The sequence below is a fragment of the Paenibacillus sp. A14 genome, assembly GCF_036864815.1.
Lineage (GTDB): Bacteria > Bacillota > Bacilli > Paenibacillales > Paenibacillaceae > Fontibacillus > Fontibacillus sanfengchensis.
In genome coordinates this window covers 66,054-86,440 of the sequence record NZ_JBAGJD010000008.1, presented here as the reverse complement: position 1 = coordinate 86,440, position 20,387 = coordinate 66,054, and the positions used below count along the sequence as shown (strand labels likewise).

Genomic DNA, 20,387 nt, shown 5'->3' with positions numbered 1-20,387 from the left:
TAATATAGGAATTTATGTATATAAGCCCTGATTATTTTATCGACTTATAACGACATAAAGTTTATGTTTTTTTCAGCGAAGCTTCCCCGAAACTGAACCAATCCAGCCATTTCATTGACCACCACCCAACATTGAAATTAGGATTAACCACATTGCATAAGAATCTTTCTATTGGCAACCCCCTTTGTTGGATTCGATGTCCCTCAGTATTAGAAAAGGGCTTTAAAAAGCAAACACGCCTCTCTGGATGAACCAGAAAGGCGATAATCAATCATTGTTCAGTTTGCATACAGAGCCTACATGGTAGGTGGTCGTTGGATACGCGACCAGAAGGTAAATTTGGTGAAATTAGTGGAGAACGCATGCATGGTATTATTTTCTTTCCGAAATGGGTGCAGGAGCATCCAGAGATTACAGTACGCTATCATGGTGTCCGCCATTTCCGGCCAAATCTTCACTCCACCACAATAAAAAGCCATACTCGCATCCCAAATATGCCCCTAATAACCATTCCTTTTTGGCTTTTTTATTTTGGAGAATGGTCGTTATTTTGGGTCAACAGTACTGATAAGGTTTTTGTTTTTTCCCTTCATACGTTTATTGTTGCTCGGAAAATCTCCACCAAGCAAATATTCCAACTATTCCGGCTATTCCCGTAGAGCCAAGAATAATTATACTACTCAAATTTAAGAACCCGATGCTTTGAAATACCGACGGGATTGTCCACGGGAAATAGGGGGCAAACCCAAAAGAGGCTAAAACATTTGAGAGAATAACGATTACCAGGATGAGTCCCAATGGGGCCAAGTATCCCCTGCCAACATTTGCCAAAAAAGCGCCTGGTGTGGTAACAATAATAAACAATAGCGATGTTATAATAAATTTTAAGAAAATATTCCAAATAAGAGGATCTGACCAGCCCGTAACCCCAAGAATACCTCCAACAGCAAGAGCCGTGGCAAACATATAGATGGAAAGTAATATGCTCCACGCTAAAATTACCAGCAATTTGGACAGTACAATATTTGATCTTGATACGGGCTTTGCAAGCAAATCCTTAATTGTTTTATCTGTAAACTCTCGCCCAAATACCCATGCAGCGATAAATGTGTATCCGATAAGTCCCAGTGGGGCAAGATTATTAAGCAAATCCGTTAAATACATTTGCCAATTGATGCTATCGGTGTCACTGGATAAAATAATTCCGACTCCCATCATGATTGGTCCAAATGCAAAAACAAGGAACACCAACCAAAACACATTAGCGCGGATAATCTTACGAATCTCACAATGTAAAACAGAAAAAATATTCATTATATTTTTCCCCTCGCCATACCAATTGTACGAAGAAAGTAACCTTCCAAATCTTCCGTAATCACTCGAAGCAGTGTTGGCGGTTGATTAGATTTAACCAGCAGTTCGGCTAGCCGTTCAGGACGATCTGCTGCGTGATCATCGGTTAGTTTGATATAACCGTCCATGGTTTCCTCAAATTCATATCCATGCTCTTTAAGCACTCTCTTTAAAGCATTTTTGTCGCGGCCATTCACCACCAAGTTTTTCTGTAACGATTGTTCCAGCCTATCCATTGCGATTTCCTTCATAAGTTGACCATTGTGAATAATTCCAATGCGTGTGGCAACTTTTGAGAGTTCTTCTAACAGATGGCTGGATATAAAAATAGTTACGCCGAAATTTTTCGCTAAGTCATATAACATATTCCGTATCTCAACAACTCCAGCCGGATCAAGACCATTTATCGGTTCATCCAGTATTATGATTTCCGGATTGTGTATCATGGCTTTCGCAAGTCCCAGGCGCTGTTTGTTTCCTAAAGAAAGATTCTTCGCCTTTTTCTTTTTGTGCGGCTCAAGCCCCAACTTACGGATAACCCGATTAACGGATTCTTTGTCAGGTACTCCTTGCATACGTCGTGCTATGTCAAGATTTTCAACTACGGTTAAATCAGGATAAAACGTAGCTTCCTCCAAATACCCAACCTTATCCCATAATTTATAGTTTCCGGCATCGACCTTTTCGCCTAACATATAGAGCTTGCCGGAGGTTGGCTTGAGCATCGCTAGGAGCGTCTTTATGGTCGTTGTCTTTCCAGCGCCATTCAGCCCTAGAAATCCAAATATCTCTCCTCGGTTCACTTCCAGCGAAAGATTGTTCAAAGCTGTATATTCGCCAAATTTTTTGTGCAATCCCTCAATTTGTATTGCGGCTGTTCCACTGATTGTTTGCTTTGAGAAAATACTCATAGTCTTCAACTCCTCCCTCATGGGCTCTAAGTGTGGAACTCCTGAACAAGCTCAATCAGAAATCTTCTAGCGACCACTTGGGCGAGGTGCGGCCGGCCCAAGCCCGATCGAGCAGAGCCAGTTCAGCACGACCTCGTGCAGCACATTGATGTTGTCTACCTGACAGTGTTCTAATCCGCCAAGTCGTCTATCCTCTATCGGGAAGAACGTCTTGTTTTTCGAACCAGCCTGCTCGTAATTCTTCAATGCTTGTGTCAGCGGATTTGGCTGAACCAATATCTCTTCCGCTCCGTGCATTACTAGAAGCGGGCATTCTATCTGGTGGAGCACGCCCTCGAGATCGTAGGCAAAACGCGGATTGCCCGCAAAGTCATCCAGGCTTTTTGCCCCCAGAATTCTCATGCCGTGCGCGGCCAGACTCGGTGGCATCCATTTAAGCATGGCATCCCAGTCGAACGCGTGCGTACCGCCGTCGGAGATGACGGCTGCAATCCTGTGGTCGAACGAAGCGAATCGCAGAGAGTCGTATGCCGCAAAACTCTCACCGTGCACGATAATCTTATCGGGATCGACTTCCGGCCGTGTTAGAAGAAAGTCGATTGCTCGTGAATGGAAAGCCTCGCTATCAGCTCGTCTCCCCTTCCCCTTTTCATACAGTGATAGGCCGGTGCCAGGCTGGTCATAGACCAGAAAGTTGTATCCACACGCAATAAAGGCGGGACCTAGCCAGAAATAGTTCTCAATTGACCACTCATCGCCACCGTTGAGAGCAAAAACTGTCGGTTTCGGACCTTTTATCCAGGGAGGGGAGAAGAAGTACCCATCCAGCTTGACATCCTCGTAATCGACTTGGATCTTCTCGGGGGGGACATCGAAGTACTTTCCGGCAGCTTCGAAAAGTTCATTTACCTTCCTAAATAGACGGATTTTCTCGGTGTCATCGTCCATCACCACATATTCCGCGATTCGGTAGTAATTGCAGGCTCGAATATAGCAGTTTCGCGCTGTATACCAGTTTCCAACCGCTTCGGCCTCCTTGCCGTGCCTTTCTAGGGCTTGAGCGGTTATGAGCCATTCTCTGTGCCACGTGTCCTTGTCATTTGGGTCGATTTTTTTGCAGGCTTCGTAGATCTCGGTGACGTCCGTAGCACCGAGGCTTGCCATACCCAGAGCTTTGGTGACTTGGTATGACATCATGTAGTTATTGGGCCAACGGCTGAATTCAATTGACATTGCAATATCCTCCTCTTCTAGTTCTAGCGATTATGGCGGTGCCGCGAAAATGACTACAAGTAAGTTTTACGACACAAAGATGAAGCTTCCCTAAAAGGAAAATAAATGTTTGTAAAGAAAATATAAAAAATTATAAAGCACTGAAAAATAAAAATGGCCACTACCTTAGTGCTAACAGCTGGCAGCGGCCTTTAACTTTGTTGTAAAGAAAATGTGCAAAAATAAAATTAGTGTGATGCCACAAGGGGGAGGCTGAACTTTATCCCCAAACCTCCGTATTCGGAAGAATATGCATAAATTTTGCCCCCATGATGTTCAATAATGGATTTACAACTTGCAAGGCCAAGCCCCAACCCGCCCTTTTGGATTTGCCGCGATTTATCCACAGTGAAAAATTTAAGGAATAGGGAAGATATATCCTTATCCGGCACTCCAATTCCATTATCTTCAATTTGAAAATAAGCATAATGTCCTTGTGGGTATCCGGTCATATACACTTTCAACTCATTTTTCCCTCCATATCTTACAGCATTGCTGAAGAGATTGCCGAAAACCCGGCGTATCATCGGTTCATTGACTGTCAGCAACATATTTCCCGTGAATGAATGGCAGCAAGTAAGCTCGCAGTTAAGTCCTGCCAACTCATATTCATATTCTAGGGCAATGTTTTCGAATAATTTTGATGCATCTATAGGTTTGACTATCATTGATTCTAAATCCAGTTTTTCTTTGGTGAAGCTGGAGAAGTCATTGATGAGTTCAACCATATATTTTGCCTTCCGTTGAATCAACTCATAATATTCCTGCTTTTCAGTTTCTGGTAGATTCTTGCGCGTAGCTAGCAGTTCAGCAAAACCATTAATAGATGTTAAGGGTGTTTTTAAGTCGTGGGCGATTGCCGCAATCATATCGGTTTGCTCTTTGTGCGCTAGTCGGAGCCGCTCTTCCATCTTATTAAAGTGTCTATAAAGGTCTCCAATTTCATCATTACTCCTTAGAGCAAGTGGAGGCATTGGATGCACAATATCTACTTTCTCCAACCTGGTATTAAGAAGCTGAATTGGTTTTTCTATACGAAAATGAATATAGATAATCAGAATAATAAATATGAAACAGGCAATGGCAAATATGGGCAGCAGTAATCCTATATATCGCGGGTCCAGCAATGAACTGCGTATAGGCGAATATGCTGCAAAGATAAGCTTCAGATATATTCCAATTGAAAACATAAAAACTATAAACATCAGCAGGAACAGCAGAGGAAGCTTTATTTTCAGTGTCATACGATTACTCTCTTTCCGTGTATTTATATCCTACGCCCCAAATTGTTTTAATAAAGTCATATTCAGGACCAAGTTTCTTACGGATATTTTTTATATGAACCGTAACGGTATTTAATTCTCCGTATTCGTCTCCCCAGACATTTTCATATATCTGCTCACGAGTCAATACATTATTGGGGTGATGCATGAGGATGGACAATATTTGAAATTCCTTCGTTGATAAGTCGAGCTTCTTGCTATTCAGGAATGCTTCAAACGTCTTATCGTTCAAAATGAGCGGAGAATCCGCCTTTTCGTTATTGGGACTAAGTTCATTCCACTCTTTAAACAGCCTGTCAACCTTTCTGAAGTGGGCCTTTATCCTGGAAGTAAGCTCCTGAATACTGAAAGGTTTGGTCATATAATCGTCTGCTCCTATTTCGAGCCCAACGATTTTATCAATATCCTTATCACGCGCGCTTAAAAACAGAATTGGAACATTATAAGATTCTCGGATACTTCTGCAGACATCAAGTCCATCCATATCAGGCATCACTATATCAAGAACGATGAAATCAATGTGATTTTCTTCCAATGCAGATATGGCTTCTTTCCCGGAATATGCCGGAAGTATTTCAAATTGCTCGTACCTTAAACTCTTTGTGATGAGTTTTACGATATCTTCATCGTCGTCTACAACTAATATCGTTTTTAGCATATTTATTCCCATTCCTTCCGCTTTGTTGTGGAATCGATGTTTACAAATCTTTTGTCGTGGCTTGTATCGTTTCCACCAATATATATCCTAAATATAATCTTAAACCTTGGGAGCCACAAATGAGTTGGCAATTACCTGTAGGAGATCCCCGGTGGCATGAGCAAATTTCCTCTCACCCGGTATGCAGGCGGCAAATGATTTAACAATGGCTTGCATGAAGAAATAATTGGGGAATGTTGTCAAAGAGCCAATAAACAAAATACAAGTTTATTTCTAATAAAAAAAGCCCGTATACCGACTAAAAGTGTTAGTCAAGCACACGGGCTTTTGATTGTCTCACTTTACCGGTAATTCGATCTTCGCAAATATTGCACTTTGTCAGCCGGATTTTTGCTCCATCTTCAATTCTAAACCACATTTCGTCATCAGAACCGTACACTCCACGTGGGATGAGTGCTGACGGTTGAATAAAATAAGATGTGGCTGTATTCACCCTTAGAGTCATACCTTTTTAATCGCTTTCTTCATCATTTTACATAGTCTTCTATTAAAATACTGTATATTTCTAAATCGACAATCCCTTTACCTGACCATAATGTTGCTTGTCTTAGCGTTCCTTCTTTGATGAAGCCGTTTTTCAATAGTACCTTTTTTGAATTCTCATTTAGAGGCATCACTTCTGCCTGAATTCTGTTTACGTTGACATCCATGAACAAGAAATTGAGCAATATTTTTAGAGCCTCGGTAGCAATACCTTTTCCCCAATGAGATTCCGTCAAAAAGTAGCCAATCGTTACCACATTTACCTTTTGATTAAAATCAAGAGCTTCAATAATACCAAGCAACCGATCGGGTTGAGAATTGTAGAATATCCCCCACTTAACCCTTGACCTTTTATTATAATCTCTCTCGAAATGCCCTATCATGTTTTTCACAGTATCTTTATTGTGTTTGGGGATTATACCGCAGTATTCAAATACTGTGTCATTGTCATAGATTTCAAAAACTTCGTCTAAATGATGATCTTCAATCTTTTTCAATACGAATTCATCTGACTTTAGGATAGGAAATTGGTCAAAAACTGCTTCAATGTTCATTTCGTCACCGCTCCATATTTTCTTTTTTTATTGGAAAATCTTTAAACTCCAACTCTTTTAGGAATGAATTATTTGTTATTAAACCTTTTACCCTCTCTATAGAGGTTCCCAATAATTCTACTCTCCATGTGGTTATTATATTCTCTTCTTGATCGGTATGTATAAATCGACTTTCCATTTCCCTTCCTTATCCTTAGCGGGATCATTCATACAAAATTCGAGGCATGGTAGCAAATTCATCTACGAGATTTCCATCATCCAATGATATTCCGATAAAATGATGGTTTTTCGGAGTAAGTCCCTGTTGGCTTGCCCAACGTCCTAACTTGTCCCAAGCTATACGAGTATCCAAATAACTCCCGACATGTCTAACGTACGCCACTTCATGTTCTGGAAGTTGCTTGATTGTTACCGCATTTTCCCACGCCCTTTTTAAGAGTTGATTTTCTTTATTTCTATTGTAATCCTGAAGAGGAGATAACTCTTCTTGCTTATTGCTGAAGTGTAATGAGAAATTGCTATTTTTCCTTACGCTATTTCTAACGTCACTTGGTGTTTTGCTGTAGTGTTTCTTAAAGAGGGCATTGAAGGTTGATATAGATTCGAAACCGCTTTGATCAACTCGCCTTTCTATTTGTTGTTTGTGGTTCTATCCACCCTTATAGCAGGGAATATAACGTTATACCTACGCACATTTTACAAGATAATGAAACCCTTCTTTATAGAGAACTTTTCCGACTACTGATTACGGAACCGGGGCTTGACATATCCAGGATCTATGTAGACTTTGCATATATTATCGATTCTTTCAGTGAATTCTAAAAGTACCTGACTGATCAGGGAAATCCTATTGACAGCGACGATCTGTTCGAAAGAGTGGAAACAATGCTCGAAAACCATATAACACTGTGGGAAGAGAAGAAAATAGACCTGTCCATCACGGCGTTCGGCCATTTTGTTCCGGAACTCAGAAAGCATGGAGTAAGATATATCTTAATACGATCCACTTTGGAACACGTTAAGGAGGCCATAAGCGGGATTATCAACGAAATTACCATCCTCAAGCTTAAGAACCGGAGCGCAGTTGTAGCATGTTTGTCGATTGAAACAGAGCACTCGCCATCCGAAGAGCAACTTTATGAGTTGAAAGTCCTGGCCAGCAGGTTTCTGCGAAACCTAAATCTTGCCGACACAGCCCAAATTTCGGAAGGCTCTGTCAGACTTTACACCACCTACGGAAGTTTTAAGAAAATCACCTCTAACGCACAAAACTGCACTCTACTGAAATATCTGGAAGAGTGTGTGATCGACAAGGTGAAAATCGGGTGGGGCTCGGGGTATGAATATTATCAGGCTAACGAAAACGCAGCCAAAGCTCACCGACAGGCCAAAGCCTATACAGGTAGCTGCAGCTTTTTTATAAACGAGGAAGAAAATAAATATGCTCAAACGGTATTTGAAAAACGAGAGACCGGCAAAGGAAGGCCCCAAAAGTACTATGAGCTATTGTTTCTCGACAAGGACGGGCGCAATTCAGGATTGTAACCGCGGTACTGCGGTTTCATTAGCTTGCGGAAAACTACACGGTATCTAATTATTTTGATTTGGCCAACATCTTAGCATAAAGCGTGTATTTACGATTGCCGCGATGAAGCCAAAAACTACGAATGTAATCACATACCCAATTACCTGTTGTATCGAGATAACAACTCCGTATTGCAGTTGAACAGCAGTTTGCCCAACTACAATAACGGCTATTATCATCAAAAAGGTGAGCATAATGGGCGGTAGAATATATCCCATCGGCCTTTTTTGCAGCAATAGAATACCGCCTAATATGCAGGTTGGGAAGATTAGGCCAATGTCAATAATAAAAGTAGGCTCGGTGGTAGAAACCTCTATAATATCCAGAGGTGCATTCGTGAATACAGTAGGCAGTATGCTCATGAGCCAAACCAATACGGTACACCCGGCAGCCATCGTAAAGATGGCTGTTCCAGTGTGTTTTCCGTCATTTTTCACAGGTCTGATTGTTTCATTCAAATCAATCATTGTAACAACAAACGCAAAAAAAGCAGAGGAAAACATAGAAAGATATAATAAAAACATTTGGCTGTAAGCTATACCAAAGGCTGTTGTTGCCGAATAGTACAAAACTGAAACGAGAAAACCGCCGTGCAGGAGCTTCATCTTGGCCCCGGTGTTTCGTTTTAGAGTAGTTATAAGCAATCCAACTGATACCAAGAGCACAACTAAATCCGTACCTTTTGCAGTAGTGGCCTTGAGCACCGAGTTATTAGCATAAGCCCCATTTCCAAATAATTGCACTGTTTCTCCATATATGTTTTCAACCAGTTTGGGGGCTCCTCCATCGTTATAAAGTAGCCCCAGGCCAGCACTACACCAGATAAATATCACAACAATCATAGAGAGTATAGTAATCCCGGGTTTTTTAACCATTATGGTTTATCCTTCTTTCATCTAAATGTTAGTTCTCATAAGAGATTTACTTATCGCATCTATTTTTCTTCCATTACTTCTAAGTTCTGCATGACCTGTGCAAGCAAAAGTCTGCCACTTTCCAGTTTGTCATTTTCGACACCTGCAAAGAATTCTTTCATGAACTTTATTCCGTCATTTTCGGCCGCTTTCCAAAAGTCATGGCTTTTTCCAGTAGCAACAAGCCGTGTGGCCCTTAAATCCTTTTTATCCCTTTCAAGCTTTAACATTCCTTTTTCTTCGAGTTTCAACGCAACTTGCTTTACATTCTGGTGGGAAGAACCCATCTCCTTCGCCACTTCCTTTATTGTTGGCGGGTGCTCAAAAAGATTAAAAAGAATTAACAGCAAAAACCACTGCTTTGAAGTGATATTATGTTTGTTTAAAGCCCTGTCAAGTAAAGTATCCATTTTGTTTGCGACCACCAATACCGAACCAAATATGAAAGCAGGGTCATAAATATTATCAAGATTCTTCATGGATCTTCCTCCTCGTGAAATAGGTAATACATTACTTAATTGGATAACATATTACCCATTATCGTTTGTCAAGGATTGAAGCAAAAATCTCAAGTATATACCGGGCGTGCATTGAATTGTGAGAGTGTGTAGAATACCCCCGTAATTTCGTCGCGCAAGCACCACCATAGCAAAAGGCAACCAACCTTTGCCGGATACGCCGATCAGTATTAGTAACTTATCACTTGTCTTTCTTTCCAAAGGGCCGGTCAAAAAGGTTTGTACTAAAATCAAAACACCTGCCAGCACCATCCAAACAACACCAGCTTGCCCGGTAGTAAATCCAAACTTATCGACAAAATACAGCCCTGTAATACCTTGCAAGCCAAAAACTATTGGTATCAAGAGGTAAATCTGTATTTAATAAATGCTGATGATCAAATTTTTGGTGGAATCGTTAGCGAAATATGTTGGAATTGGATGGAAGTTCAATATTTGTTTGTTGAGGAACAGCTTCGTAAGTTAGGGTATGGGAAAAAGCTTTTATATGCGGCTGAAAAAATCGCTAAAGAAAAAGCGTGCGATTTCATAAAACTTGATACACTAAGCTTTCAAGCATTAGATTTTTATAAAAAGCTAGGTTTTGAAGTTTATGGAGAAATTCAAAATGCAGGCAGGCATACACATTATTATCTAAAAAAGGACATATGAATTGACTTGTAATCACCAAACCGCCTTATTGAGGTTATAACTAAATTCAAGAATCAACATATTCGATAATAAATTCAACAAAAAAAGAGGGGTTCGCCGCCCCTCTTTGCTATTTCCGCCAATACATCTCCGATTTATTTGTCCTTCCGAACTAACAGTGAACAGCACTCCACGTGCACCGTATGCGGGAACATATCCACCGGCTGCACCTCGACCGTCCGGTACCCGCCGTCCTCCAGCACGCGCAAATCCCGGGCCAAGGTCGACGGATTGCAGCTAACGTACACAACACGCTCCGGCATCATTTCGAGAATCGTCTCCAGCAGGCGCGGGTCGCAGCCTTTGCGGGGCGGATCGACGACGATGACGTCGGCTTCGACGCCCTGCTCCTTCCAGCGCGGGATCACGTCCTCCGAGGCGCCGACCTCGAACTTGACGTTGGTCATCCCGTTCAGCTGCGCATTGCTGCGCGCGTCCTCGATCGCTTCTTTGACGATCTCGACCCCGTACACCTGGTCGGCGTGCTGAGCCAGGAACAGCGAGATCGTGCCGATGCCGCAATAGGCGTCAATGACGGTCTCCTTGCCGGTCAACCCAGCGTACTCCACCGTCTTGTTATACAGAACCTCCGTTTGCACCGGATTCACCTGGTAAAAAGAACGTGCCGAGATCGCAAACTGCACCTCGCCGATATAATCATAAATCACGTCGCGTCCCCACAGGACGCGCGTTTCGTCTCCGAAGATGACGTTGGTCTGCTTCGGGTTCACGTTTTGGCAGATGCTGACCACCTGCGGGATTTGCTCCCGAATGAGGCCGATCCAGGCATCGGCATGCGGGATGTCCCGCCCGTTGGTGACGAGAACCAGCATCATCTCGCCCGTGCGGAACGCCTTCTTCACGACGACATGGCGCAGCAAGCCGCGCCCGGTCTCCTCGTTGTAGGCGGTGACGCCAAGCTGGCGGCCGATCGCTTTGACGCGGGAAACGACATCGTCGTTATGTTCGTGCTGAATCAGGCACGTTTCCATATCGACGATGCGGTGACTGCCCCGCGCGTAAAAACCGCCGACCAGGCCGCCGTCGGCGACGCCGATCGGCACCTGCGCCTTGTTGCGGTAGCGCCAAGGCTCCGCCATGCCGAGCGTCGGCAGCACCATGACGCCCGGCCCGCCGGCGGCGTCCGCATCGGCGTCGCCGCGGGCCTCGCCCGCCACGCGCAGCTTGCCGATGCGCTCCAGCGCATCGACCACGTGCTGCCGCTTCCAGGCGAGCTGCCCGGCGTAGCTCCAGTGCTGCAGCTGGCAGCCGCCGCACTGGTCGTAGATCGGGCAGGGCGCAGCCACGCGGTCCGGGCTCGGCGTCAGCACGTCCAGCAGCTTGGCGTAGCCGTACTGCTTTTTGGTCTTGAGCACCTTGACCCGGACCTGCTCGCCGGGTAGCGCTCCCTGCACAAAAAGCGTATACCCCTCCGCGCGCCCCACGCCCTCCCCGTCATGGTTCATGCCGATGATGTCGATGACGGCCTCGTCGTTTTTCGCCACGGGAAGCCCGGCAATCGCTGCGGCCGACTCGCCCGCGTTACCCGCACCGCGCCCCCGGCCGCCCCGCTTGGCCCCGGTTTCCCGGCTTTGACTAAGCCCCCAGCCACTCCCATCCGCGCCCCGCACCTTCGCCCCGCTCTCCCGGATCTCGCCCCGCTTCGCCTGTCCGTTTTGCGTCCCCCGCTGCCTCTGCTGTTTCTTCATGCACATTGCCTCATTTCCGCTTCTATTCCTGTATTCGCGAGCCGCCTCGCTTCGCACCGTTACTTTACTTGTATCTAAGTCCGCTCACCGCAAACTTCCACTTAACCACATTCTCCAACGTTCCCGCAGGACGCGCACCCCTTCGCTCGCAGATCTCGCAATCCCCCTGCACCCAACCGCTTCCATCCGCACAAAACCCCCGCCGCCGGGCAGGGGATTCACCAACACTCGTCATGTTCTGTTCAAAATAACTGGATTTTATACCGCTAAATTCCGTCTTACCGCCTCTTGCGCACAATTAACTGGAAAAACTACCTCTATTTTTTGGGAAAATAGCACTTTTGCGCGTTTCTGCCTCAATTAGCGGTAGGTTCTCCATTTAATTCGCTCCTCTGGCCCCGATACTCGATAATTAACTGGAGAAATTCCAGTTAATCGCCCCAGGAGCCTGGGCATGCGGGGCCTGGGGCTGCCCCCGGCCGACCCGGGGCTTGGGCCCGGGATGCCCGGTTTTGGCCCAAGGCTCGCCTAACGGTCCGAGGCCCCGGGTTCGTTCCCGGGTACTCGGACCGAAGCCGGGCCCCGGCTCGTTGCCCGCTCTCGGCCACGGCCGCCTAGGCCCCAACTCGTGCCCCGCTCCCGGCCACGGCCGCCTAGGCCCCGGCTTGTGCCCCGCTCTCGGCCACGGCCGCCTAAGCCCCGGCCCGTGGCCCCCGGTCACCGCCGCCCAGGCCCCGGCCCGTGCCCCGCTCCGGGGGCCACGGGCCCCTCTGAGCCTAAGCAAAAATCCGCAGATGCTGCGGCAAAATCTCGAACACGCCGGGCAGCTCGCCGCCGAGCTCGCCGTCCAGGTTGAGCAGCACGTTGCCCGGCGAGGTCACTTCCATCCGCTTCGTCTTGAAGTAGACGACGTGCGGGTCGTTGAAGTGATCGCCGCGCAGCGCCATGGTGACCAAGCGGATGAACTCCGCCAGGTTGCACTTGCGCACGGCGATGACGTCGAGCAGGCCGTCGTCGATCTCCGCGCCGGGGGCGAGCTTCTCGAAGCCGCCGACCGAATTGCTGTTCGCGATCAGGAACAGCATGAATTCGCCCTCCATCACCTCATGCCCCTCGGCGTCGATGACGAGATGGGTCGGCGACAGGCTGGCCATCTTCTCGATGCCCTTCATATAATAAGCAAGCTGGCCGATCAGCGTCTTCAGCTTGCTCGGCACTTCGTACGTCAGCTCGGTCAGAGATCCTCCGCCGGCGATGTTGATGAAGTGGCGCCCGTTCACCTTGCCGATGTCGATCGGCCGGGTTTTGTTCTCGATCACCAGGTCGCAGTATTCCTCCCAGCGCTTAGGAATTTTCATCGCTCGAGCGAAGTCGTTCGTCGTGCCGAGCGGAAAAATACCGAGCGGCGGCAGAAATTCCTTCCCCGCCTGCCCGGCCATGCCGTTGACGACCTCGTTCAGGGTCCCGTCACCGCCCGCCGCAATAATAATGTCGTACCCGCGGGCGCAGGCCTCCGCGGCTTCACGCGCGGCATCGCCTTCCCCCGTCGTCGCGTGGCAGGACGTTTCAATACCGGCCAGATCCAGCCGGTCCAGCACATCGGGAAGCAGGCGCCTCATTTCCTCCCGTCCGGAGGTCGGATTATATATTAACCTAGCTCTTTTCATGCAATGAACTCCACCTATTAGTCGTCTTGTATTGTTGATGATTTGCATACATTTGAAGTTTACCCCATCGGAGGCCATACGAAAAGAAGGCCCCTACCTAAAGGAGAGCCTTTTCCCAGGAAATAGGGACCGGTTGACGAAAAAGCCCAGCCGCAGGCTATCTCTCCATTGATCCCATTATATTCAATATTTGCCCTGACATCCAGCGGGACAGAAAAGGATGAGGCAGCAAGGCCTCCCCGGAATACCTGAAGTTAAGTCCCGCAAGCCGGGACGGAATCGCCGTCTTCGTAAAATATCCCGCGCTCAGGAACAGCGGGGCCACCAGGACCGTGAGGCCGCGCTCCTCGCTCCAGTAGCCGACTTTCCGGCGCACGCTGTCCGGATTCAGCAGCGCGTAGTCCGCGTGGGCCAGCCCGCTAACCTCGCCCGTGTGGGCCGCCAGCGACGAAATTCCCCGCTCCCAGCGCTGGCGGAAGCCGTCATGGATGCTGCCGTGGCCAACCAGTAGCAGCACCTCGCGTCCAGGGTCCATAGACAGCGGCTTGACCTTGTCCCAGACCATTTCGGCAATCACCGGGTCGTCGTCGATCGGATCGCCAAAAAACACGCGTGCGGAGCAGCGGAGACGCTCCATGTCGGTCTCCTTCTCCGGCGTGTTCTTCACACCAAAGGCATAGGCAATTTCATCAATATGCGTGCTTCCGGATGAAACGAAGAGGGGGATTACGATCAAATCACTCACTCCCTGCGCCTCCAGCCGGTCTACTCCATCCTGGATCAGCCGTCCTTTCACCGTTTCAAGAAAGGCGGCCTCGATCGGCAATCCGTCCGGCAGCCCGGCCGCCGCGGCTGCGACGGCCTCATCGACCAATTCAACCCAATGAGGGTCGGGCGAGCCGTGGCTGATCACTAACACGCCAGCGCGGACAGGCTTGTCCCCGGTCATCATCTTATCGTCCCAAACGGTCCAGCGTCATTTTATAACCGTCGTTTCCGTAGTTCAAGCAGCGCTTGACCCGTGAAATCGTGGCGGTGCTGGCCCCGGTTTCGGCTTCGATCTGGTTGTACGTGTTCCCCTTGCCGAGCATTCTCGCCACTTCCAGACGCTGAGATAAAGATTGTATTTCGTTGACCGTGCATAAATCGTCAAAAAAGATATAACATTCCTCGATGGTCTTTAATGTAAGAATCGCTTCAAATAATTGATCAATCGTTTTATCGTTCAATTTCTTAAGCTGCACTAGATAATCATCCCCTACCGTTACTTAACCACAATCTCATTGTACCCGAGCGGAGTATCCCTTTTCAAGCATTAACGGTTTCACGCATCACAGAAAGAACGCCCAAATCCGGCGAACTCTTGTTCCACCGGGACATTCGTCTATACGCATTTGCCCCGGGGATCATAAAGTGTACTATCCAAATGCCTAAATCAGCGGAATTAACGGGCAAAACAAATCCCATTTTCTTAAAAAGGAAAGTGATATCATGCCACATTATCAAACTCCCCGCCGAAGTGCGACGCCGCCATCCTATTCGCCGTACACTTCGTTCTATCCGGGGATCAACCCCTATGAAGCCGCGGAGCTGCCGGCCAAAGCCGAGGCCACGGCGCTCGTGCCCTTGTCTCCCGGGTCGGTCACCCCGGTGAACGAGCTGCCCGCGGCGACGGAAGCGGCTTCCAAATCGTCCGGAGGCCTCTCCCTACCCAATCTCGGAGACCTCAAGGGAATCATCGAGCGGCTGGGCGGTATCGAAGGCATCGTCGCCACGATGGGGAAAGTTCAGAAAGTCATGCAGACGGTGCAGCAGTTCGCCCCAATGGCTAAAATGATTACCAGCCTCCTGCCCGGGCTTAAAGGCTCAAAGCAGAAGGGGGGAGGCGGCGGGCTTGACGAATACAAGCCGACCCGCCGGAAGAGCCGCGGCAAAAAAGGCCGAAAAGGCGCTTCCAGTTCCCGCGGCCGCAAAAAAACCGGAAAACGCCGCCGCTAACCGCAGGCGGCGTTTTCCAAACCTACTTGAACCAGCCCCGTCTGTGAAAGGCCAGAATCATCCAAATGGCGAGCACCGCCATCAGGCCCAACACGGCAAAATAACCGTAGCGCCACAGCAGTTCGGGCATATATACGAAGTTCATGCCGTATATTCCCGCGATCAGTGTCAGCGGCATAAATACCGTGGTGATGACGGTCAGCGTCTTCATAATGCCGTTCATCCGGTTGGAGTTCAGAGAAATATAGGAGTCCCTTAAGTCAGCGGTCATTTCCCGGTCCGTTTCGATCATCTCCGACAGCTTTAGCAGATGGTCGTAAATGTCGGTGAAGTAAGCGCGCGGCTCCCGGTCCCCCTGGATATGCTCGGAATTCAGAATCCGGTACATCAGGTCCCGCATCGGCACGATTGTCCTCCGCAGCTTGAGCAGCCGCCCGCGCAGGTCGAACACCTGATTCATCAACAGTTCCACGGATTCGCTGCCTCCCCGATTTTCCAGTTCATCCAGTTCGTCTTCGACGGCGTATACACAGGGAAAATACTGATCCACCAGCGCATCGATGATCAGGTACGCGGCCGCGTAAGTCCCACGATCCCATTTTCTCCGGTGTGCCAGGCGGCTGTCCATCCTCTCCCACACTTCATTGATTTCTATCAGATCGCGGTGATGGAACGAGACAAGACACTTGGCGCCAATAAACAGGTTCACCTCGACCGTACCGAGCGTATCCGGATCCAGGGCATGAAGCACAAGAAACTGGACGTCTTCGTAATAGTCCATTTTCGGACGCTGGAGAATATGCAGGCAATCCTCGATCGCCAGAGGATGAAAATGAAAGAAGGTATCCAGCTTTTCCGACTCTTCCGGCGAGGGCGCATTAAAATCGACCCAACTCCACACATAGTTCGAGCTTTGGATGTCCTCCAGCGAAAGCCCGCTCTCCACCCGATGATCCCGCGTAATCCCCATCACTCGTATCAACCCGCTCATCCTCCCTGGCAAACTTTTAGATAGTGAAAAAGCCAACCTGGACAGATTGGCTTTTCTTGATACTTTTTATGGAACAAGCCGTTAAAACAGCAGCTTATAAATCAATCCGGAAAGCACGGCCACGATCGGAATCGTGATCACCCAGGCGATAACGATCCGTCCCGCCAAGGACCAGCGAACCGCGGAGAAGCGTTTGGCCGAGCCGACGCCCAGGATTGCCGAGGTAATCGCGTGTGTGGTGCTGACCGGCAAGTGAAGCATCGTCGCGCCAAAAATAACCGAAGCCCCCGTAATATCTGCGGCAAAGCCGTTGATCGGCTCGATTTTGAAAATCTTCGTGCCCATGGTCTTGATGATCTTCCAGCCGCCGATGGAGGTTCCCAGCGCCATGGCCGTGGCCGCCGAGAGCTTGACCCACAGCGGAACTTCCATGTGGTCCTGGTATTTGGCGGTAACAAGTGCGAAAGTGATGATCCCCATCGCTTTCTGCGCATCATTAGTACCGTGGGTAAAGCTTTGAATGGCCGCCGTAACGATCTGCATCGTCCGAAAGCCTTTGTTGACCGTATGCGGACTGCGTCTTGCAAAGATCCATTTCAATATCATCATAATAATATAGCCGACAACAAACGCGATTACCGGCGATAGCAACAGGCCTTCGATGATAGTACGAAAACCGCTCCAATTGAGCTTATCCGATCCGGCCCCCACAAACACCGCACCGGCGAGGGCGCCGATCAAGGCATGCGAGGAAGAAGACGGAATCCCGAACCACCAGGTGATGAGGTTCCAGATAATCGCCGCCAGGAGCGTAGCGATCAGCACCTCCAGTCCGTTATCCAGCTTGGCCGGATCGGCCACGCTGCCGCCGATGGTCTTGGCTACCCCGGTAAACATAATCGCCCCCAAGAAGTTCATGAGGGCGGCCATCAGAATCGCCGTCCGCGGCTTCAGCGCCCGGGTGGAGACAGAGGTCGCAATCGCATTCGCCGTATCGTGAAAACCGTTAATGAAATCAAACGCCAGCGCCAGTATGATAACGATGACAATTATAAGTAGACTCGTATCCATATCTTATTTGCACAGACCTTGGTTTCTCTATGTAAATCCGCGCAATTCCAACCTCCCGAAAATCGATTGTAAAACCAAAAGCGTGCTTACGAATTGCGCATAATAATGGATTCCAGCATATTCGCCACATGCTCGCAGGCATCCGTGGTCGTTTCCAGGCGTTCGTAGATCTCTTTTTTCTTGATTAACACAATCGGATCCGAGACCTTCGCAAACAGTTCCTTAATACAGATCCGCAGCAGTTCGTCGCCCTGGTTCTCCAGATCGTTCAGACGGATCGTATGCTCGCGGATAGCCAGAAGCTTCTTGTGGGACAGCAAATGAATCGCCTTTTGGATTTCATAAGCCGAGTTGCGGAGTATTTCCGCAAATTGAATAATATGCTCGTCCGGTTGACTTAAATGATACATAAAGAACCGTGATGTCGTCGCCTCCAGGCCGTCCATGACATCGTCCAACGTCGTCGTCAGGTTCATGATATCGTCGCGTTCAATGGGGGTAATAAACGTCTTGTTCAATTCGACAATAATCGTATGTGTGTAGCCGTCGCATTTGGATTCGAATTCCTTCATTTGCTTGGCAAACTGCTCAACATTCTTAAAGTCCGACACCTGCTGGGCAAAATAATCCGCCGAGTGCACGATCGTATCGGCCATGTTCTCCAAAGTTTGGAAAAAGATATCCTTTTTCTTCCCTCGCATTTGGGTTCCCCTTTTCTCTTTGTGCAATTTTTTTACACTCCTGAAACATTCCCTTAACACCTTGAATATCTTATCACAACTGATACGGCTATAGTAAATTTTGTCGCAAACATTTCACGTTCATTTGCTTATATTTACCCACCGGCTCCCATTCTTATCCTTTACTCGCCAAAATAAGCCATATCCTTCAAAATTCCGACTTAAATTCAAACCTACTCCACCTTAAGATGACTGTCGAAATCCGGCTGATTCGGCACAACATTGAAATAAGTCGTCCCCGGCGCAAGCGGAACCTCCCGGTTGTCCTTCACGAACCGAATGACATCATCCGGGCGGTGAATCCACTGCCCCCGGATCATTTTGCCGCGCTGAAACAGGATGGCTTGTCCACCCAGCTCCAAATCGACGGACAAGCGTCCCACGTCATCCATTATCTTGTGGTCCGCGCCCAGGACGACGACATTGGATGCGGTCAGCGTTTCTCCCGTCTCCAGATCGTTATGAGGGCTCCCGTTGATGTATCGTTTGTATAATTTGCTCCCGGCATCATACTCATAGGTCACTTTATAGTTGTCCAGCTGGAACTTGATCTCGACCGAGGTGGCGGGGTCTCCGGCAACAAGATCGTCCTCTTTAAGAAAAGTGTAAGCCGGAACGGAGGTATCTTCGGTCTTGTACTTGCGCTTGTCCGCCCCTTCCAGCAGCTTTTCCGCGTTGGAGTACAGATTGTGCGGAGCCTTTCGCGACTTGTCCCGCCAGAAAAAAGAACCCGCATTCGTGATCTCGTCGAGATCTTCCTTCTTCTCCCGCTGCAAAATCGCGTAGGCATCGTTGCTCGCCCCGGCATGGACCAGCACGCCGTGGTAGCTCTCGCCAAGCTCGATCATATACGGACGGATGCTGCGGATCGGCCCGATTTTGGCTTCGTCCGCGCGGCTGTGAAAGATCGAGACGAGCCGGGTGACCCCGCCCTCGGCCAGCACTTCGTACACGATATCGGCCCCACCGAGACCCGATTGCGGTCTGGCCGCGGGCGCATTATTGATCATGATCGCCAGCGGGCGCCGGGTCAGCGGTTCGTTCAGCGGCATTCCCGTAAGCGGCGCCGTGTAAGCCGGCGTAGCCGTTTCCTCGGAAACGGGAGGCGCTTCCTCCTCCGTGATCGTCTCGACCGCCGGTTCTTCCGCGGCGGGGGGGTTTTTGGCCGCACCGCAGGCCGACAAGCCAATCAGACAAATCGACAGCAACAGGAACACAAAACTCTTCCTTATCAGGTTTAAATTCATGATTCCTCCGTCAAAATATGTAATAAGTACTATTATACGTCGAACAAAGTCGGCGCGAAAAGAACTTTAGACGAATATGGCGTTATCGGATTATTGTTAAAATTTTAAATATAGGGTTTAATTAGTGAAAAAGGAGGAGTTACCGTGTTTGTAAACTGGCTGAGAAATAGTATGATTGCTTCCTGGCTTTTGGCCATCGTCCGGATCTATGTCGGATATCAATGGCTGACCTCGGGGTGGGGAAAAGTGACGGGAGGATTCGACGCAGGAGGATTTTTAAAGGCGGCTATCGAAAAGAGCGGCGGCGAGCACCCGGCCGTTCAAGGCTGGTGGGCTTCCTTCCTGGAGAGCTTTGCGCTGCCGGGGGTAGGACTGTTTAACATTCTTGTTCCTTGGGGGGAAGTTCTGGTCGGACTGGGACTTATACTGGGCTTGCTGACATGGGAAGCGGCGTTGTTTGGCATGATCATGAATTTCGCTTTCCTCTTCTCGGGGACGGTCAGCACCAACCCGCAGCTGTTGCTGCTGGAAATCTTTATTGCCGTGGCCGGATTTAACGCAGGAAGAATCGGTCTCGACTACTTCGTCACGCCGTTCCTGCGCCGCCGGGTTGGCCGCAATCGGGATTACGGCCATCCATCGGGAGCCAGGTAACCTTTCGGCAGGCTCCCAAATTTCGCGGC

24 protein-coding genes and 1 pseudogene are annotated in these 20,387 nt (G+C 48.5%); 6 read left to right on the top strand and 19 right to left on the bottom strand.

Annotation, left to right across the window (positions count from 1 at the left end; translation table 11 throughout):
• Nucleotides 1–300: 300 nt before the first annotated feature.
• Both V4U88_RS19925 and V4U88_RS27060 read left to right on the top strand, forming a co-directional pair.
• Nucleotides 301–402, top strand: a pseudogene (locus V4U88_RS19925) (phenolic acid decarboxylase); the annotation flags it as partial.
• Nucleotides 363–659 carry a phenolic acid decarboxylase gene (locus V4U88_RS27060; RefSeq protein ID WP_416367271.1) on the top strand — a complete coding sequence of 99 codons (297 nt, stop codon included), beginning with the start codon at nucleotides 363–365 and terminating at the stop codon, nucleotides 657–659. The pseudogene V4U88_RS19925 and the gene V4U88_RS27060, both read left to right, overlap by 40 nt.
• Here V4U88_RS27060 and V4U88_RS19920 read toward each other — a convergent pair.
• The 7 genes from V4U88_RS19920 to V4U88_RS19890 all read right to left on the bottom strand — a co-directional run bounded on the left by V4U88_RS19920 (nucleotide 598) and on the right by V4U88_RS19890 (nucleotide 6,956).
• The gene (locus V4U88_RS19920; protein WP_334075005.1) at nucleotides 598–1,314 is read right to left on the bottom strand and encodes an ABC transporter permease; all 717 of its coding nucleotides are present in this window, start codon (nucleotides 1,312–1,314) and stop codon (nucleotides 598–600) included. The genes V4U88_RS27060 and V4U88_RS19920 overlap by 62 nt on opposite strands.
• Entirely contained in the window at nucleotides 1,314–2,264 is a 951-nt protein-coding gene (locus tag V4U88_RS19915; protein ID WP_334075004.1) for an ABC transporter ATP-binding protein, read from the bottom strand. The genes V4U88_RS19920 and V4U88_RS19915 overlap by 1 nt, the downstream gene beginning before the upstream one ends.
• A gap of 66 nt (nucleotides 2,265–2,330) precedes the next feature.
• Complete coding sequence (locus tag V4U88_RS19910; RefSeq protein ID WP_334075003.1) at nucleotides 2,331–3,497, bottom strand: alpha/beta hydrolase family protein; 1,167 nt, start codon at nucleotides 3,495–3,497, stop codon at nucleotides 2,331–2,333.
• Nucleotides 3,498–3,724: 227 nt separating this feature from the next.
• Nucleotides 3,725–4,780, bottom strand: a complete 1,056-nt coding sequence (locus V4U88_RS19905) for a HAMP domain-containing sensor histidine kinase (RefSeq protein ID WP_334075002.1) — start codon at nucleotides 4,778–4,780, stop codon at nucleotides 3,725–3,727.
• Nucleotides 4,781–4,784: 4 nt separating this feature from the next.
• Nucleotides 4,785–5,477: a response regulator transcription factor gene (locus V4U88_RS19900; RefSeq protein WP_334075130.1), complete on the bottom strand. Its 693-nt coding sequence runs from the start codon at nucleotides 5,475–5,477 to the stop codon at nucleotides 4,785–4,787.
• A gap of 527 nt (nucleotides 5,478–6,004) precedes the next feature.
• Nucleotides 6,005–6,574, bottom strand: coding sequence for a GNAT family N-acetyltransferase (locus V4U88_RS19895; RefSeq protein ID WP_334075001.1), 570 nt, complete (start codon nucleotides 6,572–6,574; stop codon nucleotides 6,005–6,007).
• Between the two features lie 202 nt (nucleotides 6,575–6,776).
• The gene (locus tag V4U88_RS19890; RefSeq protein WP_416367272.1) at nucleotides 6,777–6,956 is read right to left on the bottom strand and encodes a hypothetical protein; all 180 of its coding nucleotides are present in this window, start codon (nucleotides 6,954–6,956) and stop codon (nucleotides 6,777–6,779) included.
• 494 nt (nucleotides 6,957–7,450) lie between these two features.
• On the opposite strand from V4U88_RS19890, the gene V4U88_RS19885 reads away from it, so the two are divergent.
• A complete protein-coding gene (locus V4U88_RS19885) occupies nucleotides 7,451–8,119 on the top strand; it encodes a hypothetical protein (protein WP_334075000.1) in 669 nt (222 codons plus the stop codon).
• Between the two features lie 45 nt (nucleotides 8,120–8,164).
• On the opposite strand, the gene V4U88_RS19880 is transcribed toward V4U88_RS19885, so the two are convergent.
• Genes V4U88_RS19880 through V4U88_RS19870 form a run of 3 tightly spaced genes read right to left on the bottom strand, consistent with a single transcriptional unit; the run spans nucleotide 8,165 to nucleotide 9,915 of the window.
• Nucleotides 8,165–9,034 carry a hypothetical protein gene (locus V4U88_RS19880; protein ID WP_334074999.1) on the bottom strand — a complete coding sequence of 290 codons (870 nt, stop codon included), beginning with the start codon at nucleotides 9,032–9,034 and terminating at the stop codon, nucleotides 8,165–8,167.
• A gap of 59 nt (nucleotides 9,035–9,093) precedes the next feature.
• On the bottom strand, nucleotides 9,094–9,552 hold the full coding sequence (locus V4U88_RS19875; protein ID WP_334074998.1) for a MarR family winged helix-turn-helix transcriptional regulator: 459 nt from the start codon (nucleotides 9,550–9,552) through the stop codon (nucleotides 9,094–9,096).
• A gap of 51 nt (nucleotides 9,553–9,603) precedes the next feature.
• A complete protein-coding gene (locus tag V4U88_RS19870; protein ID WP_334074997.1) occupies nucleotides 9,604–9,915 on the bottom strand; it encodes a hypothetical protein in 312 nt (103 codons plus the stop codon).
• Here V4U88_RS19870 and V4U88_RS19865 point away from each other — a divergent pair.
• Nucleotides 9,910–10,242: a GNAT family N-acetyltransferase gene (locus V4U88_RS19865; protein WP_334074996.1), complete on the top strand. Its 333-nt coding sequence runs from the start codon at nucleotides 9,910–9,912 to the stop codon at nucleotides 10,240–10,242. The two genes, V4U88_RS19870 and V4U88_RS19865, sit on opposite strands and share 6 nt — an antisense overlap.
• A 134-nt stretch (nucleotides 10,243–10,376) precedes the next feature.
• On the opposite strand, the gene rlmD is transcribed toward V4U88_RS19865, so the two are convergent.
• From rlmD to V4U88_RS19840, 5 genes are all read right to left on the bottom strand, one after another.
• On the bottom strand, nucleotides 10,377–11,990 hold the full coding sequence (rlmD, locus tag V4U88_RS19860; protein WP_334074995.1) for a 23S rRNA (uracil(1939)-C(5))-methyltransferase RlmD: 1,614 nt from the start codon (nucleotides 11,988–11,990) through the stop codon (nucleotides 10,377–10,379).
• Between the two features lie 412 nt (nucleotides 11,991–12,402).
• A complete protein-coding gene (locus V4U88_RS19855; protein ID WP_334074994.1) occupies nucleotides 12,403–12,615 on the bottom strand; it encodes a hypothetical protein in 213 nt (70 codons plus the stop codon).
• 151 nt (nucleotides 12,616–12,766) lie between these two features.
• On the bottom strand, nucleotides 12,767–13,657 hold the full coding sequence (locus V4U88_RS19850; protein ID WP_334074993.1) for a diacylglycerol kinase: 891 nt from the start codon (nucleotides 13,655–13,657) through the stop codon (nucleotides 12,767–12,769).
• A 157-nt stretch (nucleotides 13,658–13,814) separates the two neighbouring features.
• The gene (locus V4U88_RS19845) at nucleotides 13,815–14,609 is read right to left on the bottom strand and encodes a sirohydrochlorin chelatase (RefSeq protein ID WP_334074992.1); all 795 of its coding nucleotides are present in this window, start codon (nucleotides 14,607–14,609) and stop codon (nucleotides 13,815–13,817) included.
• 1 nt (nucleotide 14,610) lies between these two features.
• Nucleotides 14,611–14,901 (bottom strand): YerC/YecD family TrpR-related protein, encoded by a 291-nt coding sequence (locus tag V4U88_RS19840; protein ID WP_334074991.1) that lies wholly within the window; start codon nucleotides 14,899–14,901, stop codon nucleotides 14,611–14,613.
• Between the two features lie 247 nt (nucleotides 14,902–15,148).
• Here V4U88_RS19840 and V4U88_RS19835 point away from each other — a divergent pair, with 247 nt between their 5' ends.
• Nucleotides 15,149–15,655, top strand: coding sequence for a hypothetical protein (locus V4U88_RS19835; protein WP_334074990.1), 507 nt, complete (start codon nucleotides 15,149–15,151; stop codon nucleotides 15,653–15,655).
• A 22-nt stretch (nucleotides 15,656–15,677) separates the two neighbouring features.
• Here the strand turns inward: V4U88_RS19835 and corA are convergent, their stop codons facing one another.
• The 4 genes from corA to V4U88_RS19815 form a co-directional block, all read right to left on the bottom strand.
• Nucleotides 15,678–16,637 (bottom strand): magnesium/cobalt transporter CorA, encoded by a 960-nt coding sequence (gene corA / locus V4U88_RS19830; RefSeq protein ID WP_334074989.1) that lies wholly within the window; start codon nucleotides 16,635–16,637, stop codon nucleotides 15,678–15,680.
• A gap of 90 nt (nucleotides 16,638–16,727) precedes the next feature.
• Entirely contained in the window at nucleotides 16,728–17,717 is a 990-nt protein-coding gene (locus V4U88_RS19825; RefSeq protein WP_334074988.1) for an inorganic phosphate transporter, read from the bottom strand.
• A gap of 86 nt (nucleotides 17,718–17,803) precedes the next feature.
• Nucleotides 17,804–18,418 carry a DUF47 domain-containing protein gene (locus tag V4U88_RS19820; protein WP_334074987.1) on the bottom strand — a complete coding sequence of 205 codons (615 nt, stop codon included), beginning with the start codon at nucleotides 18,416–18,418 and terminating at the stop codon, nucleotides 17,804–17,806.
• A gap of 212 nt (nucleotides 18,419–18,630) precedes the next feature.
• Nucleotides 18,631–19,704: a DUF3048 domain-containing protein gene (locus tag V4U88_RS19815; RefSeq protein WP_334074986.1), complete on the bottom strand. Its 1,074-nt coding sequence runs from the start codon at nucleotides 19,702–19,704 to the stop codon at nucleotides 18,631–18,633.
• Nucleotides 19,705–19,848: 144 nt separating this feature from the next.
• Here V4U88_RS19815 and V4U88_RS19810 point away from each other — a divergent pair, with 144 nt between their 5' ends.
• Nucleotides 19,849–20,358: a DoxX family protein gene (locus V4U88_RS19810; protein ID WP_334074985.1), complete on the top strand. Its 510-nt coding sequence runs from the start codon at nucleotides 19,849–19,851 to the stop codon at nucleotides 20,356–20,358.
• Nucleotides 20,359–20,387: the final 29 nt, after the last annotated feature.

Coding starts and splice junctions, on each gene's coding strand:
- V4U88_RS27060 (WP_416367271.1), top strand. CDS start 363: ATGCATGGTATTATTTTCTTTCCGAAATGGGTGCAGGAGCATCCAGAG.
- V4U88_RS19920 (WP_334075005.1), bottom strand. CDS start 1,314: ATGAATATTTTTTCTGTTTTACATTGTGAGATTCGTAAGATTATCCGC.
- V4U88_RS19915 (WP_334075004.1), bottom strand. CDS start 2,264: ATGAGTATTTTCTCAAAGCAAACAATCAGTGGAACAGCCGCAATACAA.
- V4U88_RS19910 (WP_334075003.1), bottom strand. CDS start 3,497: ATGTCAATTGAATTCAGCCGTTGGCCCAATAACTACATGATGTCATAC.
- V4U88_RS19905 (WP_334075002.1), bottom strand. CDS start 4,780: ATGACACTGAAAATAAAGCTTCCTCTGCTGTTCCTGCTGATGTTTATA.
- V4U88_RS19900 (WP_334075130.1), bottom strand. CDS start 5,477: ATGCTAAAAACGATATTAGTTGTAGACGACGATGAAGATATCGTAAAA.
- V4U88_RS19895 (WP_334075001.1), bottom strand. CDS start 6,574: ATGAACATTGAAGCAGTTTTTGACCAATTTCCTATCCTAAAGTCAGAT.
- V4U88_RS19880 (WP_334074999.1), bottom strand. CDS start 9,034: ATGGTTAAAAAACCCGGGATTACTATACTCTCTATGATTGTTGTGATA.
- V4U88_RS19875 (WP_334074998.1), bottom strand. CDS start 9,552: ATGAAGAATCTTGATAATATTTATGACCCTGCTTTCATATTTGGTTCG.
- rlmD (WP_334074995.1), bottom strand. CDS start 11,990: ATGAAGAAACAGCAGAGGCAGCGGGGGACGCAAAACGGACAGGCGAAG.
- V4U88_RS19850 (WP_334074993.1), bottom strand. CDS start 13,657: ATGAAAAGAGCTAGGTTAATATATAATCCGACCTCCGGACGGGAGGAA.
- V4U88_RS19845 (WP_334074992.1), bottom strand. CDS start 14,609: ATGATGACCGGGGACAAGCCTGTCCGCGCTGGCGTGTTAGTGATCAGC.
- V4U88_RS19835 (WP_334074990.1), top strand. CDS start 15,149: ATGCCACATTATCAAACTCCCCGCCGAAGTGCGACGCCGCCATCCTAT.
- V4U88_RS19825 (WP_334074988.1), bottom strand. CDS start 17,717: ATGGATACGAGTCTACTTATAATTGTCATCGTTATCATACTGGCGCTG.
- V4U88_RS19820 (WP_334074987.1), bottom strand. CDS start 18,418: ATGCGAGGGAAGAAAAAGGATATCTTTTTCCAAACTTTGGAGAACATG.
- V4U88_RS19815 (WP_334074986.1), bottom strand. CDS start 19,704: ATGAATTTAAACCTGATAAGGAAGAGTTTTGTGTTCCTGTTGCTGTCG.